Annotated in this window: 28 protein-coding genes and 1 tRNA gene; 8 read left to right on the top strand and 21 right to left on the bottom strand. The window is 69.3% G+C overall.

Annotation, left to right across the window (positions count from 1 at the left end):
• Position 1 precedes the first annotated feature (1 nt).
• The 5 genes from NBY69_RS18135 to NBY69_RS18120 form a co-directional block, all read right to left on the bottom strand.
• Positions 2–610 carry a nuclease-related domain-containing protein gene (locus NBY69_RS18135; protein WP_250302042.1) on the bottom strand — a complete coding sequence of 203 codons (609 nt, stop codon included), beginning with the start codon at positions 608–610 and terminating at the stop codon, positions 2–4.
• Positions 607–855, bottom strand: a complete 249-nt coding sequence (locus NBY69_RS18130; protein ID WP_250302041.1) for a hypothetical protein — start codon at positions 853–855, stop codon at positions 607–609. Before NBY69_RS18130 ends, NBY69_RS18135 begins: the two co-directional genes overlap by 4 nt.
• Positions 852–1,946 carry a hypothetical protein gene (locus NBY69_RS18125; protein WP_250302129.1) on the bottom strand — a complete coding sequence of 365 codons (1,095 nt, stop codon included), beginning with the start codon at positions 1,944–1,946 and terminating at the stop codon, positions 852–854. Before NBY69_RS18125 ends, NBY69_RS18130 begins: the two co-directional genes overlap by 4 nt.
• Before the next feature lie 100 nt (positions 1,947–2,046).
• Positions 2,047–2,169, bottom strand: coding sequence for a hypothetical protein (locus NBY69_RS37385; protein WP_266642750.1), 123 nt, complete (start codon positions 2,167–2,169; stop codon positions 2,047–2,049).
• The gene (locus NBY69_RS18120; protein WP_250302040.1) at positions 2,169–2,564 is read right to left on the bottom strand and encodes a hypothetical protein; all 396 of its coding nucleotides are present in this window, start codon (positions 2,562–2,564) and stop codon (positions 2,169–2,171) included. Before NBY69_RS18120 ends, NBY69_RS37385 begins: the two co-directional genes overlap by 1 nt.
• Before the next feature lie 155 nt (positions 2,565–2,719).
• On the opposite strand from NBY69_RS18120, the gene NBY69_RS18115 reads away from it, so the two are divergent.
• The 3 genes from NBY69_RS18115 (at position 2,720) to NBY69_RS18105 (ending at position 3,709) form a co-directional block, all read left to right on the top strand.
• Positions 2,720–3,058: a helix-turn-helix domain-containing protein gene (locus NBY69_RS18115; protein ID WP_250302039.1), complete on the top strand. Its 339-nt coding sequence runs from the start codon at positions 2,720–2,722 to the stop codon at positions 3,056–3,058.
• Positions 3,059–3,188: 130 nt separating this feature from the next.
• Positions 3,189–3,401: a hypothetical protein gene (locus tag NBY69_RS18110; RefSeq protein WP_250302038.1), complete on the top strand. Its 213-nt coding sequence runs from the start codon at positions 3,189–3,191 to the stop codon at positions 3,399–3,401.
• Between the two features lie 77 nt (positions 3,402–3,478).
• The gene (locus NBY69_RS18105; protein ID WP_250302037.1) at positions 3,479–3,709 is read left to right on the top strand and encodes a hypothetical protein; all 231 of its coding nucleotides are present in this window, start codon (positions 3,479–3,481) and stop codon (positions 3,707–3,709) included.
• A 231-nt stretch (positions 3,710–3,940) separates the two neighbouring features.
• On the opposite strand, the gene NBY69_RS18100 is transcribed toward NBY69_RS18105, so the two are convergent.
• Positions 3,941–4,378: a hypothetical protein gene (locus NBY69_RS18100; protein ID WP_250302036.1), complete on the bottom strand. Its 438-nt coding sequence runs from the start codon at positions 4,376–4,378 to the stop codon at positions 3,941–3,943.
• On the bottom strand, positions 4,375–5,745 hold the full coding sequence (locus NBY69_RS18095; RefSeq protein ID WP_250302035.1) for a hypothetical protein: 1,371 nt from the start codon (positions 5,743–5,745) through the stop codon (positions 4,375–4,377). The genes NBY69_RS18100 and NBY69_RS18095 overlap by 4 nt, the downstream gene beginning before the upstream one ends.
• A 267-nt stretch (positions 5,746–6,012) precedes the next feature.
• Here NBY69_RS18095 and NBY69_RS18090 point away from each other — a divergent pair, with 267 nt between their 5' ends.
• Positions 6,013–6,234: a hypothetical protein gene (locus tag NBY69_RS18090; RefSeq protein ID WP_250302034.1), complete on the top strand. Its 222-nt coding sequence runs from the start codon at positions 6,013–6,015 to the stop codon at positions 6,232–6,234.
• A 528-nt stretch (positions 6,235–6,762) separates the two neighbouring features.
• Here the strand turns inward: NBY69_RS18090 and NBY69_RS18085 are convergent.
• From NBY69_RS18085 to NBY69_RS18030, 12 genes are all read right to left on the bottom strand, one after another.
• Positions 6,763–7,035: a helix-turn-helix domain-containing protein gene (locus tag NBY69_RS18085; protein ID WP_250302033.1), complete on the bottom strand. Its 273-nt coding sequence runs from the start codon at positions 7,033–7,035 to the stop codon at positions 6,763–6,765.
• On the bottom strand, positions 7,032–7,469 hold the full coding sequence (locus NBY69_RS18080) for a hypothetical protein (RefSeq protein WP_250302032.1): 438 nt from the start codon (positions 7,467–7,469) through the stop codon (positions 7,032–7,034). Before NBY69_RS18080 ends, NBY69_RS18085 begins: the two co-directional genes overlap by 4 nt.
• A 13-nt stretch (positions 7,470–7,482) precedes the next feature.
• Complete coding sequence (locus NBY69_RS18075) at positions 7,483–7,713, bottom strand: hypothetical protein (protein ID WP_250302031.1); 231 nt, start codon at positions 7,711–7,713, stop codon at positions 7,483–7,485.
• A complete protein-coding gene (locus NBY69_RS18070) occupies positions 7,694–8,017 on the bottom strand; it encodes a WhiB family transcriptional regulator (protein WP_250302030.1) in 324 nt (107 codons plus the stop codon). Before NBY69_RS18070 ends, NBY69_RS18075 begins: the two co-directional genes overlap by 20 nt.
• A gap of 388 nt (positions 8,018–8,405) precedes the next feature.
• Positions 8,406–8,978, bottom strand: a complete 573-nt coding sequence (locus NBY69_RS18065; RefSeq protein WP_250302029.1) for a RusA family crossover junction endodeoxyribonuclease — start codon at positions 8,976–8,978, stop codon at positions 8,406–8,408.
• Positions 8,975–9,655, bottom strand: coding sequence for a hypothetical protein (locus NBY69_RS18060; protein WP_250302028.1), 681 nt, complete (start codon positions 9,653–9,655; stop codon positions 8,975–8,977). The genes NBY69_RS18065 and NBY69_RS18060 overlap by 4 nt, the downstream gene beginning before the upstream one ends.
• 231 nt (positions 9,656–9,886) lie before the next feature.
• Complete coding sequence (locus NBY69_RS18055) at positions 9,887–10,903, bottom strand: recombinase RecT (protein ID WP_250302027.1); 1,017 nt, start codon at positions 10,901–10,903, stop codon at positions 9,887–9,889.
• 2 nt (positions 10,904–10,905) lie between these two features.
• Positions 10,906–11,976, bottom strand: a complete 1,071-nt coding sequence (locus tag NBY69_RS18050; protein ID WP_250302026.1) for a YqaJ viral recombinase family protein — start codon at positions 11,974–11,976, stop codon at positions 10,906–10,908.
• Positions 11,973–12,209, bottom strand: a complete 237-nt coding sequence (locus NBY69_RS18045; protein ID WP_250302025.1) for a hypothetical protein — start codon at positions 12,207–12,209, stop codon at positions 11,973–11,975. The genes NBY69_RS18050 and NBY69_RS18045 overlap by 4 nt, the downstream gene beginning before the upstream one ends.
• The gene (locus tag NBY69_RS18040; RefSeq protein WP_250302024.1) at positions 12,209–12,478 is read right to left on the bottom strand and encodes a hypothetical protein; all 270 of its coding nucleotides are present in this window, start codon (positions 12,476–12,478) and stop codon (positions 12,209–12,211) included. The genes NBY69_RS18045 and NBY69_RS18040 overlap by 1 nt, the downstream gene beginning before the upstream one ends.
• A gap of 169 nt (positions 12,479–12,647) precedes the next feature.
• Positions 12,648–12,899 (bottom strand): helix-turn-helix domain-containing protein, encoded by a 252-nt coding sequence (locus tag NBY69_RS18035; RefSeq protein ID WP_250302023.1) that lies wholly within the window; start codon positions 12,897–12,899, stop codon positions 12,648–12,650.
• Positions 12,896–13,126, bottom strand: coding sequence for a helix-turn-helix transcriptional regulator (locus tag NBY69_RS18030; protein ID WP_250302022.1), 231 nt, complete (start codon positions 13,124–13,126; stop codon positions 12,896–12,898). Before NBY69_RS18030 ends, NBY69_RS18035 begins: the two co-directional genes overlap by 4 nt.
• Before the next feature lie 247 nt (positions 13,127–13,373).
• Here NBY69_RS18030 and NBY69_RS18025 point away from each other — a divergent pair, with 247 nt between their 5' ends.
• Both NBY69_RS18025 and NBY69_RS18020 read left to right on the top strand, forming a co-directional pair.
• Positions 13,374–13,832, top strand: a complete 459-nt coding sequence (locus NBY69_RS18025; RefSeq protein WP_250302021.1) for a helix-turn-helix transcriptional regulator — start codon at positions 13,374–13,376, stop codon at positions 13,830–13,832.
• Positions 13,833–13,835: 3 nt separating this feature from the next.
• On the top strand, positions 13,836–14,327 hold the full coding sequence (locus NBY69_RS18020) for a hypothetical protein (protein ID WP_250302020.1): 492 nt from the start codon (positions 13,836–13,838) through the stop codon (positions 14,325–14,327).
• A 28-nt stretch (positions 14,328–14,355) separates the two neighbouring features.
• Here the strand turns inward: NBY69_RS18020 and NBY69_RS18015 are convergent, their stop codons facing one another.
• Entirely contained in the window at positions 14,356–16,113 is a 1,758-nt protein-coding gene (locus NBY69_RS18015; protein WP_250302019.1) for a site-specific integrase, read from the bottom strand.
• Positions 16,114–16,217: 104 nt separating this feature from the next.
• Positions 16,218–16,300 (bottom strand) — tRNA-Leu (locus tag NBY69_RS18010).
• 375 nt (positions 16,301–16,675) lie between these two features.
• On the opposite strand from NBY69_RS18010, the gene NBY69_RS18005 reads away from it, so the two are divergent.
• Positions 16,676–17,446, top strand: a complete 771-nt coding sequence (locus NBY69_RS18005; protein ID WP_250302018.1) for an ABC transporter ATP-binding protein — start codon at positions 16,676–16,678, stop codon at positions 17,444–17,446.
• A gap of 74 nt (positions 17,447–17,520) precedes the next feature.
• Positions 17,521–20,049 (top strand): ABC transporter permease, encoded by a 2,529-nt coding sequence (locus NBY69_RS18000; protein ID WP_250302017.1) that lies wholly within the window; start codon positions 17,521–17,523, stop codon positions 20,047–20,049.
• Positions 20,050–20,084 lie beyond the last annotated feature (35 nt).

Here is a 20,084-nt window from a genome sequence, read left to right as displayed (position 1 = left end):
GTCAGTTCCTTCCGTACGGCTTGAGGAGCCGGGCGGCGTGCCAGCCGATGAGCGGGCCGAAGCCACACAGCTGCCGACTGAGGACCTTGAGCACGGGGACCAGCCGGTCGGCGGGGACGATTCGGATGCCGTCGAGCAACAGCTCGCCGCCGTCGATGGGCGGGCCGTCCATGGCGACGATCGGGATGACGGGGCGGCCGAGGACAGCGGCCACGGTCCGGGCCTCGTGCCGAAGGCCGCGCAGTCGGTCCGTCACGTCCATGTCACCGTGCAGGAGTCGGCCGCCGACGACACGGACCCGAAAGCGGCTGCTCCACCGTTTGGTGTCGATCACGAAGATGACGCCGAAGAAGGTGATCACCAGGTGGTCGACGTTCGCCCGGCCGGTCGGCAACCGGCGGTCGTGCAGTACCCACCACAGGCGTAGCCACAGCGGGGAGAGTCTGGCCGCGGTGCGCCGCTCCCCCACGGCGCCGGACTCCCACTGGGCGGCCTCTCGGCTTCGTGAGGTGCGGAGGTGGCGGGCTCGGGCTGCGGCGGAGTCTCCCGCTCTCGGCCGTCGCAGGACGTACCAGGCTGCGGCGACCAGGACGACGAGAACGAAGGTCACGATGGTTTCCCCTTGGAGTCGATGCGGCGCACGGTGCGCGGCAGGGCCTTCGTCTGAGCACCGGGGTCCTTCATGGACAGCGACTCCAGAACCTCGGTCAGAGCGTTCTCGCCCCGCTCGGACAGCGACTCCAGAACCTCGACCAGGTCCTCCTCGTCCCCTGCGGACAGCGACGCCAGAACTTCGTCCAGGGCCCTCTCGCCGCTCTCGGCTACCGAAGCGAGGGTGAACCTTTCGTCGTTCATGACGCCTTCCGACGATTTGGGTCGATCCGGAGGGCGGTGCGTCGTACGGTGTCGGGCAGTTTCGAGCGGTCCGGGTGGCCGGCCATCTTCACCGCGGTGACCAAGTCGGCGTCGCTGATCTTCGGGTTGTCCGCGATCTCCTTGCGGCAGATCGCGGCGATCGACTGCCGGGTGATCTGCGTGACGGGCGGGACCGGGGCCTTCTGCTCCTCTCTGCCTTGACTGACCGCTGGGGCAACCGGGGGCGCGGGGGCGGTGGTCTGGGGCCCAGCCGGAGAAGCCGGGGGAACTACCGGAGGGGCAACGGATGGATCCAGCGGGGAAGCTGGGGCAGGGGCAGGGGCTCGGGCTGGGGCAGGCTCCGGAGCGTGCTCGGCTGCGGTTTCGGGGAGACTGCGCGTCGTCTCAGCACGGGTCAGGATCGCGTCAGCAGCCTGAAACTCGGCTCCTCCGACGGCCCGTTGGTAGGCGGCCCGGTTGTTGAGTCGGCGGACCCGGCCGGCGAGCAGCGCGCGGCCAGCGAGCTTCTGCTCCTGGTCGTCCACCCAGTGCGCGACGTCCGCGTCGAGCGGGACTGCGTACTCGCGGAGCAGCAGCCACCACGAGCCCTTCGCGAGCAGGTCGATGCCTGCGCCGAAGCCGCCTGCCCACTGCTGGTGCAGGGTGTGGCCGTAGGCGGCGATGGCACCCATGCTGATCACCACGGCAACCCACCCGGCGACTTTGGCGGGGCGGGCCCGGCCGGGCGCGGTCCTGTTCAGCCACTCGATACCGAGGCAGTACAGCCACGCGAGGGCGAACACGCTGCCCATGCTGTACGCGACGACGGACGGGACCAACGGGTCGAGGAGGCCGCCGAGGCTGGCGGTGCCTGCCACCACGGCGATGCCCGTGAAGCCGATTGCCACGCCGGTGACGCCGCGCAAGATCAGGTCGTCCCATTCGCGCGGCGGGACCGGCTCCCAACCGGCGTACGGCACCTGGCGCGTAGAGGGGATGCCGTCGATGACGGTTGTCTGCGTCCGGTGCCGGGTGACCTTCTGGTACTTCACCCCGGGCACGCGGGGTTGCTGCTCGGTGGCCTCGTCCATCGGTCTTGCCTCTCGTGGGGCGATACAGGGGTGGCCGGACCCGCCTCTCCCAAGGCGGGTCCGGCCCGGTCGGCGTAAGCAGGTAGCGAGGACCGATTGGTCAGCTCTGCCCGCTGCGCCCCTTCTCCTTGGGGACCTGCTTCTGACGGTCCGCCTTCGCGCGTGCGAGAAGCTGAGCTGCGGTTGCGTTCGCGTCCTCGTCGACGGGGGTCGGGTCCGCCATCAGTGGGCCTCCACCGTCTCGACGTCGGTCGATGTCGCCGTGCGCTGACCGGGGATGCCTGTGATGCGGGGGATCACCGGGTCGTTGTCGTCGTCCGGCCAGTCGTGGCCGGAGGCGACGACCAGGCGGTGGAGGCGCAGCGCATACTCGCCGCGCGTGATCTCGTCGGGCAGCTCGGGCGCGACAGCCAGAGCTGCCGTTGCCATCGCCTGAGCCGCGCCGCCCAGCTTGCGATCGGTGAGGCGGTATGCCTCCGCGCCGAAGCTGATGAGCAGCGAGTCCTGCTCCAGGACCTCGGCCGGGTTGATCTTGGTGAAGTGGTCCGCGACGGCGCGCAGCAGTCGCGCGGTCGACTCGTCGACCACAGGGGTCGTCTGATCAGTAATCTGTGTCATGCGTCAGCTCCTGTATGGCAGGTCTGGCGCGGCCCCCGGTCGGCGTTTTCGAGGCCCCGACCGGGGGCCGACTTGTAGGCGCAACTGGTGTTGCTTGCCTGACTGTATGGGACTCCCATACAGTCAGGCAAGCGGCCACGGCAGATTGGAACCGGATGGCCGACGAACAGTCAGGCGGCGGAGAGGTGGCACGGCGCGTGTTCGAAGCCTTGGAAGCCCTCAAGGGCATCGACGACGAAGCGGATCGAGCCCGGGAGATCAGTGTGTTCCTTCGGGCATATGGGCCGGAGATCAAGGAACTCAGCGACCTACGACGGGACTTCGTCCTCGGCCAGCGGAAGCAGGAGGTGTCCGTTCGGAAGATCGCGGCGCAGATCGGCGTGTCTCCGTCGACGGTCCAGGACATCGAGCGCGGCTACTCGGGGTCCGGCAAGACCCGGCCGCGGAAGGCGAAGGACGGCGACGAGGGCACCGCCTCCGAGGCTGACGCCTGACTCTCGTGGTCGCGCGGCCTCGCGGCCCACGCCAGACGCCCCCATTCCGCACGCTGGGAGGGGGCCCATTGTCGTGCCCGGACACCGAGCTCGGCGTGCTGTGACCGCCAGGACGTCGGACGATGGAGGCATGGCGTCCGCCCCGATAGTTGTGCACCTCCCGTCGCCGATGGGAGGTCGTCGCGTCACCGCGTACGGGCACGTCCTCGGCACAGCCCACAGTGATCGCGACCTGGTCGAGTTTCTGCGGCGGGCCGGGCTGCCCGGTGCGGAGATGCTGATAGATGACCCGACGTGGGTTGAGTGGCGGGGCGGTCGGGCTCACGAGTGGGATGCCATGTGACCGGGTTATCCACAGGCCCTGACGGGATCGTTCGGCTCGTCGTAGCGTGCTGTCCGGTCGATCATCGGGGGTGTGGGATGCGGGACGTGCGGCTGGAGTGGCTGGCTGCGGAGGTCATGTGCGAGTTGCCGTCCGAGGAGGCACGGAGGGCGGTGCAGAAGCTGCTCTTCGACGTCGCCGGGCGTCCGGCGTGGTGGCCGGATCCCAGCGGCGAGGAGACCGCCGACGCGTTCGGTGCCTCGTGCTGGGTCTCATACGTGGCGTATGCCGAGGGCCTGGAAGTGCGCGATGTTGGGTGGGCAGGATGAACTACGGGAAGGACCTCGCGCTTTCTACGGGCAGTACACCGGCCGCCGTATCCGGACAGTGTCCGGGCTGGTCAGCCTCCGTGTCCGGACACGACGACGGCGGAGAGCGCGATGCATCCCGTGTGCCACGCCTGGTCAATGGTGTTCTCCAGCGTTGTCAGTAGTCGGTGGGGCGGCCGGTGCCGCCCAGGTCGGCCAGCGGGCCGACGGTGAACTGCCGGATGGGCATGGTCACTTCTCACTCTCATCTTCGTGGTCCAGCCCGGCCTGGCGGCCGGACTGCTGGTTCGAGGGGTGTCGGAAGATCACGACGGCCCGGGTCACCGCACGCGGCCCGTACCTGGCGGTCGCCCCTTCGTGGCCGTGCTCCTGGAGGAAGTTCAGGACCTCCCCCGGCTCCACGTCGGCGGGCGGCTGGGCGGCCGGCCGCCGCTCCGAGGACCCGCACAGCAGGCACCCGTTGCTGACGGTCGGATCGACCGGCCCGCCGGGGTGCCGCACGCACCGGTTCGCCCGCCGCTCACCTCGGGCACCAGCCACGGCCGCGCCCGCGCGGCCGAGCTCGGCGGAGATCTCCGCGAGCGTCGCGTCGTCGACCTCGTGCCGGGCGGCGAACTCGCCCAGGGCGCGCAGAGACGCGCCGAGTGCGGGCAGGAAGTCGGGGTTCATCCGTTGCTCACAGCTTTCAGTCGGGTCGTGCTGGCTTCCTGCGTGGCCTTGGTGGGGGCGCTGGGGGCTCCGGGCACGGAGAGGAGGAACGCCCCCTGCACGGGTGCCTGCGGGGCTGCTGAGGCGCGGCTGCCAGACGGCTTCGGGTGCTGGTAGCACCAGGCAGCCATTCGCTCGTGGACGCGGTGATCGAGAAGCACGCCGTACATTCCGACCCCGGCGAGGGCCTGGCGGACGCGGTGCTCCTCGGCGGCCTCCGCCCTGGTCCAGGCGGCTTCAGCGTCGTCGTCGGCGGCACTGGCGGCCTCCTTCGCCTTGGTCTCCGCCTCCCATCGGGCGGCGGCTTCCGCAGCGGCTCGCTCGGCGGCCCGGTGCTCCTCTGCCCGCTTCTCGCAGACCTGGCACCGATCGCCGCCGATGATCCAGCCGTCTTCACAGCTCGGGTCCGGGCAGTCCTGCGCGAGGATCGCGGCCGTGAGCCACCCGTTTCGGTTCTTGATCCGCTTGCAGCCGTCAGGGCTCTCTGGGCCGTGCCGGGCCGCTTCACACCCGGACGTCGTGCAGCGGTCACAGCCGCGGTAGTCGGCGGCCGAGCGCTCGTCGGCGTTCTCTCCGTACCAGCGCCGGTTGATCCGGACGATCACCTGCTCCGGCGTCCGTGCGGGGGTGCCAGGGGCGCCGGACAGCAGGTCCTCGATGGCGCGGTGCAGCCCCGGGAAGAGCGCCTTACCGGGACGGGCCACCTCGGGAGGGATCGCCGCCCGGACCGCATTGAAGCCGGGCGACTGCTGGCGGCGCTTCGTCTTGGTCGGTGCCGACGCGGCGGAGCCGCCTCCGGCCTGGTCGCTTTCACCGGCCGCGCTGTCGGTCGCGCCCGCAGATGCGAAACCACCCGCACTTTGGCCTTCGGCGTCAGCCAACCCCGTCTTCTTCTCTTCTCCCGTCTTCTTAGGTGACCGTTTTCTATAAGACGTACCAGCGTGTGGCACGTCGGGCCCACCTGCGGTTTCACCCGTTTCCGCAGGTGAGGACGACGTGCCACACGCTGGTACGTCGGGCTGACCTGCGGCGTTCCCTGTTTCCGCAGGTGGGTCCGACGTACCACCGTGCGGTACGTCGGCTCCTCCTGCGGAAACGTCCCGAACCGTCAGGACTGTGCCGTGACGCCCGGTACCCAGCGAGGCGTGCTCGGAGACGAGGTAACCGTGGTCCTTCAACTCGGCGTACGCGGCCCGGAACACTCGCCGGCCAGGGCTCGCCTTGCCGTGCCGCTTCACCGACTCGCGCCACATGTCATCGGCGGTGGTCTCCCAGCCGTCGGGGCGGCTGAGGAGTTCCACGAGGATGCCGCGAGCCATGTGGCTCAAGCGGCTATCCCGCGCGGTCGCGTTAGGCACCTGGAGGAAATCCCGGGTGAGCCTAGAACGCCGAATCCTCACGTCGTCTCTTCTCGGTCGTGCTCGGGTGGTGGGGCGGCCGGGCAGCGCGAACCGCGCCACACCGATGCATTTCGTAGCTACGAAACTAGATCATTCGTAGCCACAAAAGCAACGCGATCGGCGTGTCCTTCGTGGCCACGAAAGAGGTCTGGGACGTGCTTGCTTTCGTGGCCACAACGCCTTAGCCTCGACGCCATGGCGACCGCAGACGACCCGTACGACACCCCGCGCCGATTCCGGGCACCCGATGACGAGTGGGCGGGCTTCGGGGCTGCGACCACGACCCAGCACCCCGGCGGCCGTAGCCCGCGCGGCCAGGTCCTCCGCGAGTTCATGAGCTGGTACATGCGGCGCCCCGGCGCCAAGCTCCCCACGCGCCCGCCAGCTGGTCCGTGGTCCGCGCCGATCGCCGACTGACGCACGCACCGCAGCAGGCCGCCCCGCAACGGGGCGGCCTCTTCTGCGTGCCGTGACGTCCCTGGTCATGAGCGCCCCCGGGTCCGCCGGCGGTGCGCGGAGAGGTCGGAGACGCCGACCGGAAGCGTCCCCGGCCGTGTGGGAGCAGGAGCAGACTGCCGGGTCCCGCATGTCGCAATGTGCGGGACGTGGAGTCGCTCCCAGCCCATGAGGGGCATCTCATCCGTGGGGCGGCGAGAGCGGCGCGTGCCCGTGCCGTCCCGGTACACCGCGGTGTTCCCACGGCCCGGGTCGGGGGTGGGGTCGACTGCAAGCCGCTTCCCGCCCTCGGTGATCGTCCAGAGCACTTCGAGGCGGCAGCCGTCACAGATCGAGATGCTGCGCACCTGCGTCCTTCCGTGGGCGGTTGTGCTTGTGCCGCTCCACCTGGGTGATGGAGCGGCGAGATGTCGTGTCGGCGGCCCTGTGGCCGGTCAGTTGCGGTTGGTGCCCCGTGGGCCACTGCGGGGGCGTATCACCGCCCTGTCCTCACGAAGGAGGCGTTGACGGGGCCGACTGGTCGACCAGCTCGCGGGCCACACGGCTACCGCGGCGGCTGCGAAGCTTTACCCCGGCCTCCAGCAGCAGGGCCCGGGTCAGCCCGTACGACAGGTCGTGCTCGGTGGCCAGGGCGCGGATCGCCGCGCCACCGTCGTACGCCCTCCTCAGATCTGCCCGGAGCAGTGCTCGCTCATCGCCCTTGCGGTGGGGACGCCGGACCAGGTTGTGCCGTGGGCCACGGGGCTTGCTGTCAGCGCTCATTCGTTTGTCTCTTTCTGTCGAGCGGCCTGGGCGTCGAGCCCGGCCGCGTAGGTCACGAGGGACCGAAGGGACTCAGCACGCTCATTGCGTGTGGCTCCGGCTGCCGCCACCACGAGCGCCGTGACCAAGTCCGTGTCCCGGTTGGCGTACGCGGTGACGACCCGGGCCGCGAACAGCAGCCCAGGGGGGCATTCCGTGTCGCCGAGCTGGTCGAGGACCCACACCTCACCCCCGGCCGTGTCCGGCGCCCGGTAGAGGACGAGGAGGGCTCGCACGGCGGTGTCGGCGACAACCCGGCAGGAGGAAAGGAGGTCGAGCGCATCGCCGCCGTCGGCAATCAGATCGGCCGTCACCGCGACCATGCCCTCGTCCCCCGCGAAGGCGGCGTCCAGCGCCTGCCGCGTCCAGTGCGTCAGCAGCCCAGGGCTCAGCACGCCCGCCCCCTGATCACAGGCGCTCCTGTGTGCTGTACGTCTCGACGACCTGCATCACCTGGGCGAGGACGCGCTCCGCACAGACCTTGTGCGCCGGCCTGCCCTGGCCATCCCGGAGATGTGTCGGGACACCGCAGTGCCGACACAGCCGGGGGTCTGTCGAGTAGTGCGCGGAGTCCGACCAGTCGAGCAGCCCGCCCGTGGGCAGGGCGTCGGACGCGGGCTTACGCCGCAGGGAAGGCACTGGCCTGCTCCCTCTCCTTGCGGCGCTGACGCTCAGCCGCACGCCGCGCGTCACCGATCAGGGCGGCCCGCTCGTCCTCGTCGAGGCCACCCCACACCCCGTAGTCCTCCCGGTGCGCCAAGGCATGCGCCAGGCAATCCGACCGAACCGGACACGGAATACAGAACGCCTTGGCGGTGGCAGCCGCCGGGCCCTTCCCCGACGGGAAGAACCTCGCGAGTTCCTGCCCGGCGCACGCGGCATCGTCGCTCCAGTGCCAGGGGCGAGTCAGAGTGTCGGGGGCGTAGCGGCTCGGTCGCGGCATGATCAGCTCCTGTCTTCGTCATCGCGTCCGGACACGCCCGGACAGGTCTCGCCGGACACGTGCGGACACGTGTCTGTGCTGGTCGCAGCCCCCGCCTTGCCAGCGCGCCCGGACACGACCGCGCGGGTGTCCGAGCTGCGTCCGGACACATCCGGACACCCGCCCCGGCAGTTCCCGTCGTTCGCCCCTTCACGCCAGCGGGTCACCGTCCGGGCCGCGATCCCCAGCCGCTCTCCGATCACCACCGCCGACATACCGGCCGACGTCATCTCGTCGGCCGTGTACCGCAGTTCCTCGTCGGTCAACTCGGGGCAACCGCCCCGGCCCGACATGGCACGCTCAACCGCAATCAGGTCGATACCGCGGTGCCACGTCGAGCCGGGGAAGATCACGCCGCCGCCCCTTCACGGCCCCCTGCTGCGGGGCCCACCGTCGGCGAGACCGCCCGGTAGAGGTGGATCACCGCACCTTGGGCACCGAGGACATCCGGGACCTGGCCGTGGTCGGTGACATACCGCTTCTCCAGTCGGCGGTAGCCGACGAGCAGCGCGTCGTCCTTGTAGCCGCCGGCCGTCGTGATCGCGTCCTCGGTGGAGCGTGCCAACTTCGACAGGTCAGGCATCACGTCCGGCCGGATCGGCGCTGATGGTTTCAGCACGCCCGCGTTCCGGCCCGTCCCGAAGTGCGACTTCGGGCGGGTGAAAGAGAACACCATCGATGCTTCCAGCGGCCCCGTGAGAGGAGCCCAGCCGCGGTGACGGACGATCTCCTGCCGGAATGCCCACACCACCGCCTCACGCCACGGCTTGACGTGGATCGAGGACTCCAGCATCCGACCGTGCCCGATGTGCTTCTTGCTGCCCTGCGGCGCCGGAAGCCCGTACACCGACACCGACAGCAGCGGCTCAGAATCGGACAACCACTCGGCCGGACCGGCCTGTTCGAGGGGTGAGGCAGTCACTGACCCCCACCGCCCATCCAGCCGTCCGGCGGCGTGGCGGCGCCTTTGAAGTCGACGAGGACCAGATGGTCGATGTCCTGGGCGTGGCAGTTCGCGTCTGCCGTCAGCCACTGGCCCGGCAGTACATCGGGCGTAAGTCCGGTGTCGCTGAGGATCTGGTGCAGAGGGACCGTCACCGGCTCGTCGGGCCGCCACGCGGCGACCTCTACCCGTGCGAGGCGGGTCTGCTGGTCTACATCGATCACGCGGACCGCTGCGGTCCCCCGGACGTCGTCTCGCGCCGAGAGGTACGTGTGACCGAGCGGGGTGATGGCGGGGAGCGCGTGCACGATCTGGGCGAGGCCCCTCAGCTTCAGCTGCGGCCACCAGGCGTTGAGGTCTTCTACGCTCCGTCCCGCCGCCAGCTCCCTCAGCAGGCCCTCCGCCTCGGGGAGCATCGGCAGCTCACGTGCGAGCCGGGTGACCCGCACCTGCGCCGCCCGCCAGGCCGCCGTGCGCCGGGTCGTCTCCGCCGAGCACGGGCACCCATCCACGGTTGCCTGGTGCTTGTCGGGCGTGAACCCGACACAGCGCGAGGTGCTGTTCCGGCCCCGCTCGCACAGCGCCGCAGTGCAGCATCCGCAGCGGGCACATTCCGTCTGCACCGGCCGGTACTCCGGGCCGAACGGCTCATCCATGAGCCAACTCCTTGATCACGGTCGTGGTGGTCGTCTTGCAGGACCGGCAGATACGGGAGCCGACATCAAGCTGATGCGGCATCCAGTGGCCCTCTGCCGGACACCAGGCCCAGAACGGCCCGGTACGAAAGGCGGCCGAAGCCACCTGGCGGCGCGAGAGACCACGCGCCGCCAGGACCGGTGGCCTGGCCGTGCTTGGCACGGCCAGGCCACCGGAGAGCCAGGACTGAGTCACCGGCGGGAGGACTTCTTGCGGGTCGTGCGGGTCGTGCGCTTCGGCTGCGACCGCTTCCGGGGCAGAGGCCGGACCCGGGCGTCCTGCGGGTCCTGCGACTCCTCGGCCCGCGCGTGCGCCTCGTCCGCCTCGGCCTGAAGGCGCACCTTCTCGACCGGGGCGTGCACAACCTGCACCTGCCCGGCATCACCGGCGTCGTCGGCCTTGAGCAACGCCACCAGCTCGGCGCTCATAGGGACGACCTTGTTCAGCCGCCGGAGCCCACTCTTGCGCCACATCGCCAGAAAGTCGGTGTGCCAGAACGAGTCATTCGCCCCGGAGTCATTCGCCCGCCGGTACGCCTGGCTGTACTCGTCGCGGATCGCCTCGGCGTCCTCCCGCGTCAGGATCACGACCTGCGAGCGGGCGCCCGACTCCATCCAGCAGAACGCGTACGCGAGGATCGCCTCCCCGCGCCTGGCCTTCGGCACCGACAGGTTCGGCCGGTGGGTGAAATCAAGCGGCGCCGGAGCTGTCGGCTCGTAGTTCCACTCATCGCCCTCGTGGATCATCCCGACGTGGACCGAACCGACCCGGCCGGAGCGATACATCAGCTCGACGTAGCCCTGCGCCATCGGCACGAACTGGGCGGTCTTGCCCTCACGCCGGATGACCGCATGCCGACCGTCCGGGATCAGGCCGAACCGGGCACACGTCAGGAGCGCCTGGAGCAGCGACGCCGGGGTACAGCGGACCAGGCCCGGCAGGGCGGCCCGCACAGCGGAGAAGAACGCGCCGGAGTCGATGTGCGACGGCAGGGCCTTCGTGAACTCGTTGCCGTACCGCTCCAGCCAGTTCAGCGCGACGTCGGCGATGTCGCCGCCCTCGCTCTGCGCCGACGTGTGCAGCTCGTCGGGCATCGACTGCTGCGGGGCTGCGGCGGCCCGGGTCACGGTCGCTTCGACGGTCGGCGCCTCGATGCCGGTGGGGCTGGTTGCCGCGCGGACACGGTCCTTGAGAGTGGACAGAGCCATGATCAGATTCCCTTCGCGGGGACGACGAGCCGACGGGCGCGGTACTCCGCGTACTTCTCGGGCTGCTCGGTCTTGAGCCGGTCGAGGTCGAGGGCAGGGACCTTGTGCATGTACTTCGCGAACAGCTCGGGCTCGGCCTCGGCGAACTGCTTCGACGCGAAGTTGCCGTTGGCCTTCCACGTCCACGCCGGCTTGCCGCCCGCCTTGACGATCTCGTTCTCGCCGGTGAGGAGCCGCATCTCGTTCTCAACCAGGCGCAGGTCCTCGGCGAGCGCCTTCTCCCGCTCCTTGAGCTCCGCACGCCTGGCGCGCAGCGCCTTGGCCTTGTCGACGTCGATCTCGGCGATGGTCTCCGCCTTAACGGACCAGAGCTTCGCCAGCAGGTCGGTGGTCGCCTCCAGGCCGTCAGCCGAGGGCTCGAACCCCTCGACGATGTGCCGGGTGAACCACTTCCCGCAGTAGTCGACGAGGTACTCGACCATCTCCTCGTCGCGCTCCAAGCGGACCCAGCGGAGCTTGTTGCCGCCGACCAGCGCGGCCACGAAGCCGTGGTCCCAGCCGCCGACGGCCATACCCCAGTGGCACTGAATCGCGGGGGCATCGGGAACCGCCCCGTCCTCCCACTGGTCCGCCTGGTACTCACTGCGGTTCTTGCACTCCAGCACCCCGGACGCCGGGCCCGGCCGCTCGAAGGTGAACCTGTCGACGTTCACCCGCATCCACGGCCGGTCGACGTGGACGAGCGTCCCCGGCGCCTCTGCGGTCGGAACCCCCGACCGCTTCGTGAACATGTGGGCGATGAAGTCCTCGATCTCCGTACCGATCTCGGTGTACTCGGTGCCCTTGAAGGTCGAGCGGCCGTGCTTCTCCTCGAAGACGTGGCGCGGGCCGGTGTACTTCCCGGCCAGTCCGAGGATTCCGGCGACGTCGGAGCCTCCGATACCGCCTCGGCGAACCTCCAGCCACTCCTCGCGGGGCGCGTCGGCGGGCAGCAGCAGACGCGCGGTGGGGGCGTCGGCCAAGACGCCGCCGGTCTCATCAGTCAGGTCGAACAGCGTGGTCACGGTGGTCACTTGGGGCCCTTCCGGAATGAGTTGAGGCGGCGGACGCCGGCAAGAGCTTCGATCTCAGCGGCGAGCCGGACCGGGTCACCGGCGCGCCATGCCTTGGTGGCGATGTCGTCGCCCTGACCGAGGGCGGTCAGCGTCCTGGCCATGCAGGCCCGAAACCGCTCGGGCTCGGCGCTGGACGCAATCCGCATCCACGCCAGATCACCGATCGGCCGCTCGTTGCTCAGGAGGTACATCAGCGGCTACCGCCGTTCTCACGGCTGGTATCGAACGGAGCGGATTGACGGGGGAGCTTCGCCAGGACGCGTCGCGTCCGGCGGCTGGAGGGGTGGCGCAGCGGGGCGCACAGGGCGCAAGTGCGCGGGTTGTGGGGCGGTTTCGACGTGACGTAGTCAGCCGGGTCGTTGGGCTCCTCCGGGGGTGCCGTAGCCACGCGGTGCGTGACGACGGCCACCGGGAGCAGGACGCTCGCCGCGATCATGGCGGCGAGGATGATGCCGCTCATGCCGACCCACCTCCGGTGGGGCGGTAGGCGCGCTGAGCCGTCGCGCGACGAGTGGCCTCGTCGTGGGGCTCGCTAAGCTGGGATTTCACGGTGACCCTTTCGCAGTTGGGTGATCCGAGGGGCTGTCAGGACCGGGCATGGTCGTGGCGGCCCCGTTGTCGTTCTGTGGTCAGCCGGTGCGCTGACGGCTCCGGGACGGGCTGATCGACATCAGCGTCCGGGCGCCCTCGGCGGCGGGCGTCGGCTCCGGTCGGACTCGGTGCATTGCCTTGATGGCCAGCACCTCCTCCGCGTCGAACGCGACGGCGGCGCCGATCTTCTGGTGCGGCAGGTCTCGGAGGTTGTCCTCCAGGAACCGCGGTTTGCAGCGCAGGAGTTCAGCAGCCTCTTCGAGCGTGTAGTTCTGGAGGCTCACGCTCACGCGGCCTCTCTCCGGTCGACCAGGTCGTCCAGAGTCGTCCCGTACGCGGCGGCGATCGCCCCCAGCGTCGGCAGGCTCGGCATCGTGCGTCCCGCGATGAGCCGGGAAATCGTCGACTCCACCACTCCGGTCCGCCGGGCGATGGCGTAGTGCGTCATGTCGCTCGCCGCCGCTGCCTTCGCAGCGAGGACATCCGCACGGAAGCGGTATGCCGTGGTCGTGGTCATTCAGACCCCCAATCCAGACGTGCATGCGTGCATCAATTGCTTGCATGCATGACACTAGCCACCGGCTTGCACGCATGCAAGTGATGACGCTGAAATTCCGGGTGTGTCGAATTCGTGAACGCACGCCCGCGCACCCCCGCCGCCGCCTGCGAAAATGTCACAATCCCCTCTGGCGCCTCGCTGACCTGCGGGCATGCACGCATGCAAGCCTGCGTCGTCTTGCACACGCGCGCGCTAGCCTCCAGGCATGACGCCCAGAGAACCGACCGCCACCGTCACCGCGCAGTTCGCCGCGTTCCTCACCAGGGCTGCGGTGAACGCCGGCTTCGACACCACTCGGGGCACAGGGGGACGCAGGGCTCTCGCGGAAGCGAGCGGAATGAGCCCTTCCGCCATCAGCCGGACACTCGACGGCAAAACGCTCCCTCGCCCGTCTCAGCTCGAAGGGCTCGCACGGGCGGTTCGCGTTGACGTACGCGAGTTGATGATCGAATCAGGTGTTATTTCGCCCGAAGCATGGACGGACCGGCCTGAAATCGCTGTACGCTCAGAAACCCTGAGCCCAGAGGACGCGGCAGATGTATGGGGCATCCATGACCCCATGGTGCGCGCATACCTCATCAGTAACATCCGGCAGGCGCAGAACCTCCAGGCTGAGGCGGACCAGACCACCGCTCAGGATCGGGAGGTCAGCGCAAGGGGGTAGCACATGAAGTCGTCGTACGGTCTGACGAGGGCAGCGACGATCACGGCAGGCGCAGGCGCTACAGCGCTCGGCGCCCAGCATGACGACGCCATCACCACCACCACTGGTATGGCCCTGGTCCTCTGCGGCATTCTCTGGGCCGCCCTGTCCATCGTGCGGGGATGGATGGTCGAGTTCGGGCAGGGGCAACGTCAGGCCCTCGCACAACAGCAGTGGGTCGCCCATTTCCACACGGGCAACCTGGTGGCCCGCCTCGACGAGACCATCGACTGTCTGGCCGCGGAAAGAATGGTGTCCGAATCCCTACGCCGCGAACTGCACGAGATGACCGAGGAATACAACCTCCTCGTGCAGGAAACCCTCCAGTCGCGCAACGACCTGTTCACCCGGCACACCTCAGGCGGAATGACCCTGCCCAGTGCCGCACACCCGATGCGGCTGACCCTGCTCCCCAACCAGAGCCAGCCGCACGTAGCCGACCAGGCCAAACCCTAAATCCGGACCGGCTGACAACGATGCCCGGTCAGTCCTGCGGCAGCCCCGTCTCGACAGACTGCGCGTACGGCGAATGCCCACAGATCCGCAGCGCATCAGCACGAGCCTCCGCGTACGCCGCCCTCACAGCCACCTCGTCCGTGCCCCAAGCGCGGGCCTCCGTGCAAGCGGCCTCGCCAGGCCGCCACTCCGCGTGCGGCACTGCACGCTCCGTGGTGTAGGTCTCCTCCCACTCCCACACCCACCGCCCGTAGGCCTCGTGCGCATCGCCCAACACGACTTCGGTCCCGTCGGCCTGATAGACCGTAGGGCCCATCGTGACCACCCACACCCGGTCGGGGAGGTGGGCCAGGACCGCGTTCATCCCACCCGTCACCGTCCGCTGCCACCAGCCCTGGCTCCACGTCTCCAGCCGCGCCGGGCGCCCCGTGTCGAGCGGCCACTGCTCGACCACCTCCTGGGCGTGCTCCCGCCGACGGAAGCCCTTGAGATCCCCGTCGAGGTGAGCGACATACAGCAGCGGCCCGACCTCCACCGTCTCCATCACCGCAGGCTCGGGCGCACGCCCGCCCGTGAGTGATCTTTCGATCGTCTCCATCGCATCGTCGTCCGCCTCGGGAAGCAAGTGCCCGTACCTGTCCGACGTCGTCGTGATGGACTCGTGGCCAAGGCGCCGCTGGACGTACGTCAGGCCGCGCCCAGCGGACAGCAGCGCCGCCGCGTGGCTGTGCCGGAGGTCGTGCAGCGTCGGGAACTTCTCCGCGCTCAGCGTCCCTGCCTTGTGCGCCCGCCCTACGGCCGCCGTCCACCGGTCGTAGAACGTCGAGTACGGCAGGCGCTCGGCCTTGCCGTTGTGGATGATCAGGTCACCCGGCTTGAGGTCCTCCAGGCCGAGGTCGATCAGGTCGGCCCACGTCGTCTCGGTGACCCGGATCGTCCGGCGCGACCGCCTCGACTTCGGCTTGCCCAGGTAGTACCCCTCTCCGGGCTTACGCTTCCAGGCCCTCGTTACACGCAGCTTCCTCTTGCCGTCCTGGGTCAGGGCGTGCCGCTTGGCCAGCGCCGTGAGTTCACCCCAGCGGCACCCGGTCGCGTACTTCACCCGTACGAGCTTCTGGTCCTGCGGCCGGTCGAGCTGGTCGACGATCGCTTCAACCTCCTCGGGGAGGAGGAAGGTCATGTCCTCATCACCCTCGTCGTCCACCCCGTCGTCGTCGGTACGCGGCAGACGGGTCAGCTCACACGGATTCCTCGCCCGCAGAGGAGGCTCCTCCATGACAGCCTCACGGAGGATGCTGCTCAGCAGGCCGTGGAGGTTCTTGAGGGTCTTCGGGCTCATCTCCTTGTGCCTGGAGCCGCGCCAGACCTTCGTCTTGGCCATCTGGTTGACCCAGGCGCTCACGGTCGCCTTGGAGAAGTGCTCCGTGCTGCGGATGTCGCAATGCCCGAAGGTCGGCAGGAGGTACGTATCCAGCTCCTTCGTGATCGCGACCTTGTACTGCTCCTCGACTCCGGTCCGGTTCTTCACCGACTCGCGCGCGTACGCCTCGAAGACGTACCGGGCCTCGACGCCGGCCGTCGGGGCAACATAGCCCGCGCCCTTCACCCAACCGGACGGCCACTGCTGCGCGTTGTCGTCGACGGCCTCTTTGAAGACCTCGGCCGACGGCTCGTCGTCGAAGCGCTCCGTCTGGAACGGAGCGCTTCGGGCCCCGCCCAGACGCCACTTCACCTGGTAGCTCGTGACCTCGCCGGCCTTGTTCTTGCGCTCTGCGATGTACGCCATATCGGGATGCTAGGCGCATCGTGCGCCCACGGTGCGCCCAAAGGCACAGAGAGTGACCGCGAAAACTTGCCGTTTTCGCTGGTCACATGCACTGCTTGATGAGGTGCCCGGAACCGGACTTGAACCGGTACGCCCCCGAGGGGCAGCGAGGTTTAAGCTCGCCGTGTCTGCATTCCACCATCCGGGCAGGGCGCGCGGCACCGCATTCGCGAGTCAGAGACTATCCGGACCCGCCCGCCGAGCATCGGACGAGAAGCCCGATGTTGTCTTATTTTATTGATGCCTGAAGGTGCGTCAGCAAGTGGATGGGCCATCGGCACATGCCGCACGTGGTGGACGCCTCGTACTGGGGGGTACGGGATTGACGGAAAGTCGCCGCCCGGCCGGTCCGCCCGGTCCCTCCGGCGGACCGTCTCAGGGCCGGTGTCATCCCCGAGGAGGAGGCGAGCGGCCCTCGGTCAGTCTCAAGGCGGCCCCGGGAACGGGCATGAGGACGGACGTTCCGGCCCAGGACCGGCGACAGGATGAAGAGGTCCCCACAGCCTGTCCCGAGGAGCCTCACGTGACCACGACCACCACCGCTCGCCGCTCCACCGCGGTGGCCGCTCGCGCCACCGAACTGTCGAAGGTGTACGGCCACGGCGAGACCCAGGTGGTCGCCCTGGACAGCGTCTCCGTGGACTTCCGGCAGGGCGAGTTCACCGCGATCATGGGCCCGTCCGGTTCCGGCAAGTCGACGCTGATGCACTGCGTGGCAGGCCTGGACACGTTCAGCTCCGGTTCCGTACGGATCGGTGAGACCGAACTGAGCACCCTCAAGGACAAGCAGCTCACCCAGCTGCGCCGGGACAAGATCGGCTTCATCTTCCAGGCGTTCAACCTGCTGCCCACGCTGACCGCGGCCGAGAACATCACGCTGCCGATGGACATCGCGGGCCGCAAGCCCGACAAGGCGTGGCTGGCGAACGTCATCGAGATGGTGGGGCTCAAGGACCGGCTCAGCCACCGGCCCACCCAGCTCTCCGGCGGCCAGCAGCAGCGCGTGGCGGTGGCCCGCGCGCTGGCCTCGCAGCCCGAGATCATCTTCGGCGACGAGCCGACCGGGAACCTGGACTCCCGCTCGGGGGCGGAGGTGCTGGGCTTCCTGCGCAACTCCGTACGGGAACTGGGCCAGACCGTCGTCATGGTGACCCACGACCCGGTGGCCGCCGCCTACGCGGACCGGGTGATCTTCCTCGCGGACGGCCGGATCGTCGACGAGATGCTGTCGCCCACCGCCGACGGCGTGCTCGACCGGATGAAGGAGTTCGACGCCCGGGGCCGGACCAGCTGACACCGGACCGCACCCGCCGACCCCGCTCGGCCCTGCCCCACCCCGCCGGCTCCTCACCTCAGGACTGACACACCATGTTCCGTACCGCCTTGCGCAACGTGCTCGCGCACAAGGCCAGGCTGCTGATGACCGTACTCGCCGTGATGCTCGGCGTGGCCTTCGTCTCCGGCACCCTGGTCTTCACCGACACCCTCGGCCACGCCTTCCGCAACCAGTCGGCGAAGAGCTACGACAAGACCGCCGTCGCCGTCACCTCCTACCGCCAGGACCACGGCAGCAAGCAGAACCCCGGCGTCAGCGCGGCGGCCCTGGAGAAGATAGGGCGGCTGGACGGGGTCACCTCGGCCACCGGCCGGGTCTCCGGATTCGCCGGGGTCGCCGACCGGAACGGCAAGCTGATCGGCAACGGCTGGTCCAACTCCGGCGGGAACTTCGCACCCGGACCGCAGGGCAAGGACGCCCAGTACACCTTCACCGACGGCTCGGGCCCGGTGAAGAACGGTCAGATCGCCCTCGACCAGGACACCGCGGACAAGGGCAAGTACCACGTCGGCGACACCGTGCGGGTGGCGACCAACGGGCCGGTGCAGAAGTACACCCTCTCCGGTGTCTTCACCACCGAGGACGGCGCGGTCAGCGCGGGCGGCAGCCTGGTCCTCTTCGACACGGCCGTGGCGCAGAAGCTCTATCTGGAGCCCGGCTACTTCCAGGACGTCAACATCTCCGCCGCGTCCGGTACGTCCGCCACGCAGCTCCTCTCCCAGGTGAGGCCGCTGCTGCCGGAGAACGCCACCGCGCAGACCGGCAAGCAGCTCGCCGACGACCAGGCCAAGCAGATCGAGAAGGGCATGTCGGGGCTCAACCAGATGCTCCTCGCCTTCGCCGGAGTCGCCCTCTTCGTCGGGATCTTCCTGATCTCCAACACCTTCACCATGCTGGTCGCCCAGCGCACCAAGGAGCTGGCGCTGCTGCGCGCGGTCGGCGCCTCCCGCAAGCAGGTCACCCGGTCGGTGCTCGCCGAGGCCCTGGTGGTCGGTCTGGTGGCGTCCGCGGTCGGCTTCGGGCTGGGCATCGGGCTGGCCGTCGGACTGCGCTCCGCGATGGGCGCGTTCGGTGCGAAGGTGCCGGGCGGTCCGCTGATCGTGGCGCCCACCACCGCGCTGGCCGCGCTGCTGGTCGGCGTACTGATCACGATGCTCGCCGCCTGGCTGCCCGCCCGCCGGGCCGCGAGGATCCCGCCGGTGGCCGCGATGGGCAGTGCGCACCTGCCCGCGTCGACCAAGTCCCTGGTGGTGCGGAACGTCATCGGCGGCGTCATCACCCTGCTCGGCGCGGCCGTGATCGTGGCGGGCGCGGCGGCCGGTTCCGACGGCCGGATGATGATCGCGGCCGGTGCCTTCCTGGCCCTGATCGGCGTGATCGTGCTGATCCCGCTGCTGTCCCGGCCGGTCATCGCCCTCGTACGGCCGCTGCTGAACCGGCTGTTCGGGGTGTCCGGGAAGCTGGCGGGCCAGAACGCGGTCCGTAACCCGCGCCGCACCGGCGCCACCGCGTCCGCCCTCGCGATCGGGCTCACCCTGGTCACCGGGCTCTCGGTGCTCGGCGCCACGATGAGCCAGGCCGTGGACCGGGTGACCACGGACAACATCAAGGCCGACTACATGGTCCAGATGGCGAACGGCATGCCGCTGGCCCCCTCCACGGTCACCGCGCTGGACCACGCGAAGGGCGTCACCGCGGTCTCGCCGCACATCGGCACCCAGCTGATCCTGGGCGGCGAAGGCCTCTCGGTCTCCGGTGTCGCTCCCGGCGCCGTCCAGCAGGTGCTGAACGTCAGGACGGTCTCCGGCTCGCTGGCCACGCTCGGCAAGGGCGAGGTCGCGATCGCGCAGAAGACGGCCGACAGGCACCACTGGAAGCCCGGCAGCAAGCTGCCGGTGACGTACCTGGACGAGAAGAAGGGCGAACTGACCGTCGGCGCGGTCTTCGAGGACAACCAGTTCGTCTCCGACGTGCTGGCCTCCACCACGGTGGTGACCCCGCACGAGAAGAAGCCCGAGATCCGCGAGATCTTCGTCAAGACGGACGGCGGCAGCAGCAAGGCGGCCGAGCAGTCCCTGGTGAACGCGATGGGCGACAACCCCGCCATCTCGGTCATGGACCAGAAGGACATCCGCAACGCGTTCGGCGGCATGATCAACACGGCGCTGAACATCATGTACGGGCTGCTCGCGATGGCCCTGATCATCGCGGTGCTCGGGGTCGTCAACACCCTGGCGATGTCGGTCTTCGAGCGCCAGCAGGAGATCGGGATGCTCCGGGCGATCGGCCTGGACCGGGCCAAGGTGAAGCGGATGATCCGGCTGGAGGCCGTGGTGATCTCGGTCTTCGGCGCGGTCGTCGGGATCGTGCTGGGTTCGTTCCTGGCCTGGGCGATCGGCCAGACCATCAGGTCGAGCATCCCGCACTACGTCCTGGTCATGCCGTGGGGCCGGATCGGCATCTTCCTGCTGCTCGCGGCGTTCGTCGGGGTGCTGGCCTCGCTCTGGCCGGCCCGCAGCGCCGCCCGGCTGAACATGCTGACGGCGATCAAGACCGAGTAGCCCTCCGTCAGGGGGTACACGGACGGGGAGGCCCC

It is taken from the genome of Streptomyces sp. A 4/2 (assembly GCF_940670765.1).
Lineage (GTDB): Bacteria > Actinomycetota > Actinomycetes > Streptomycetales > Streptomycetaceae > Streptomyces.
The sequence above is the reverse complement of the archived record's forward strand: the minus strand, read 5'-3'. Positions and strand labels throughout refer to the sequence as shown.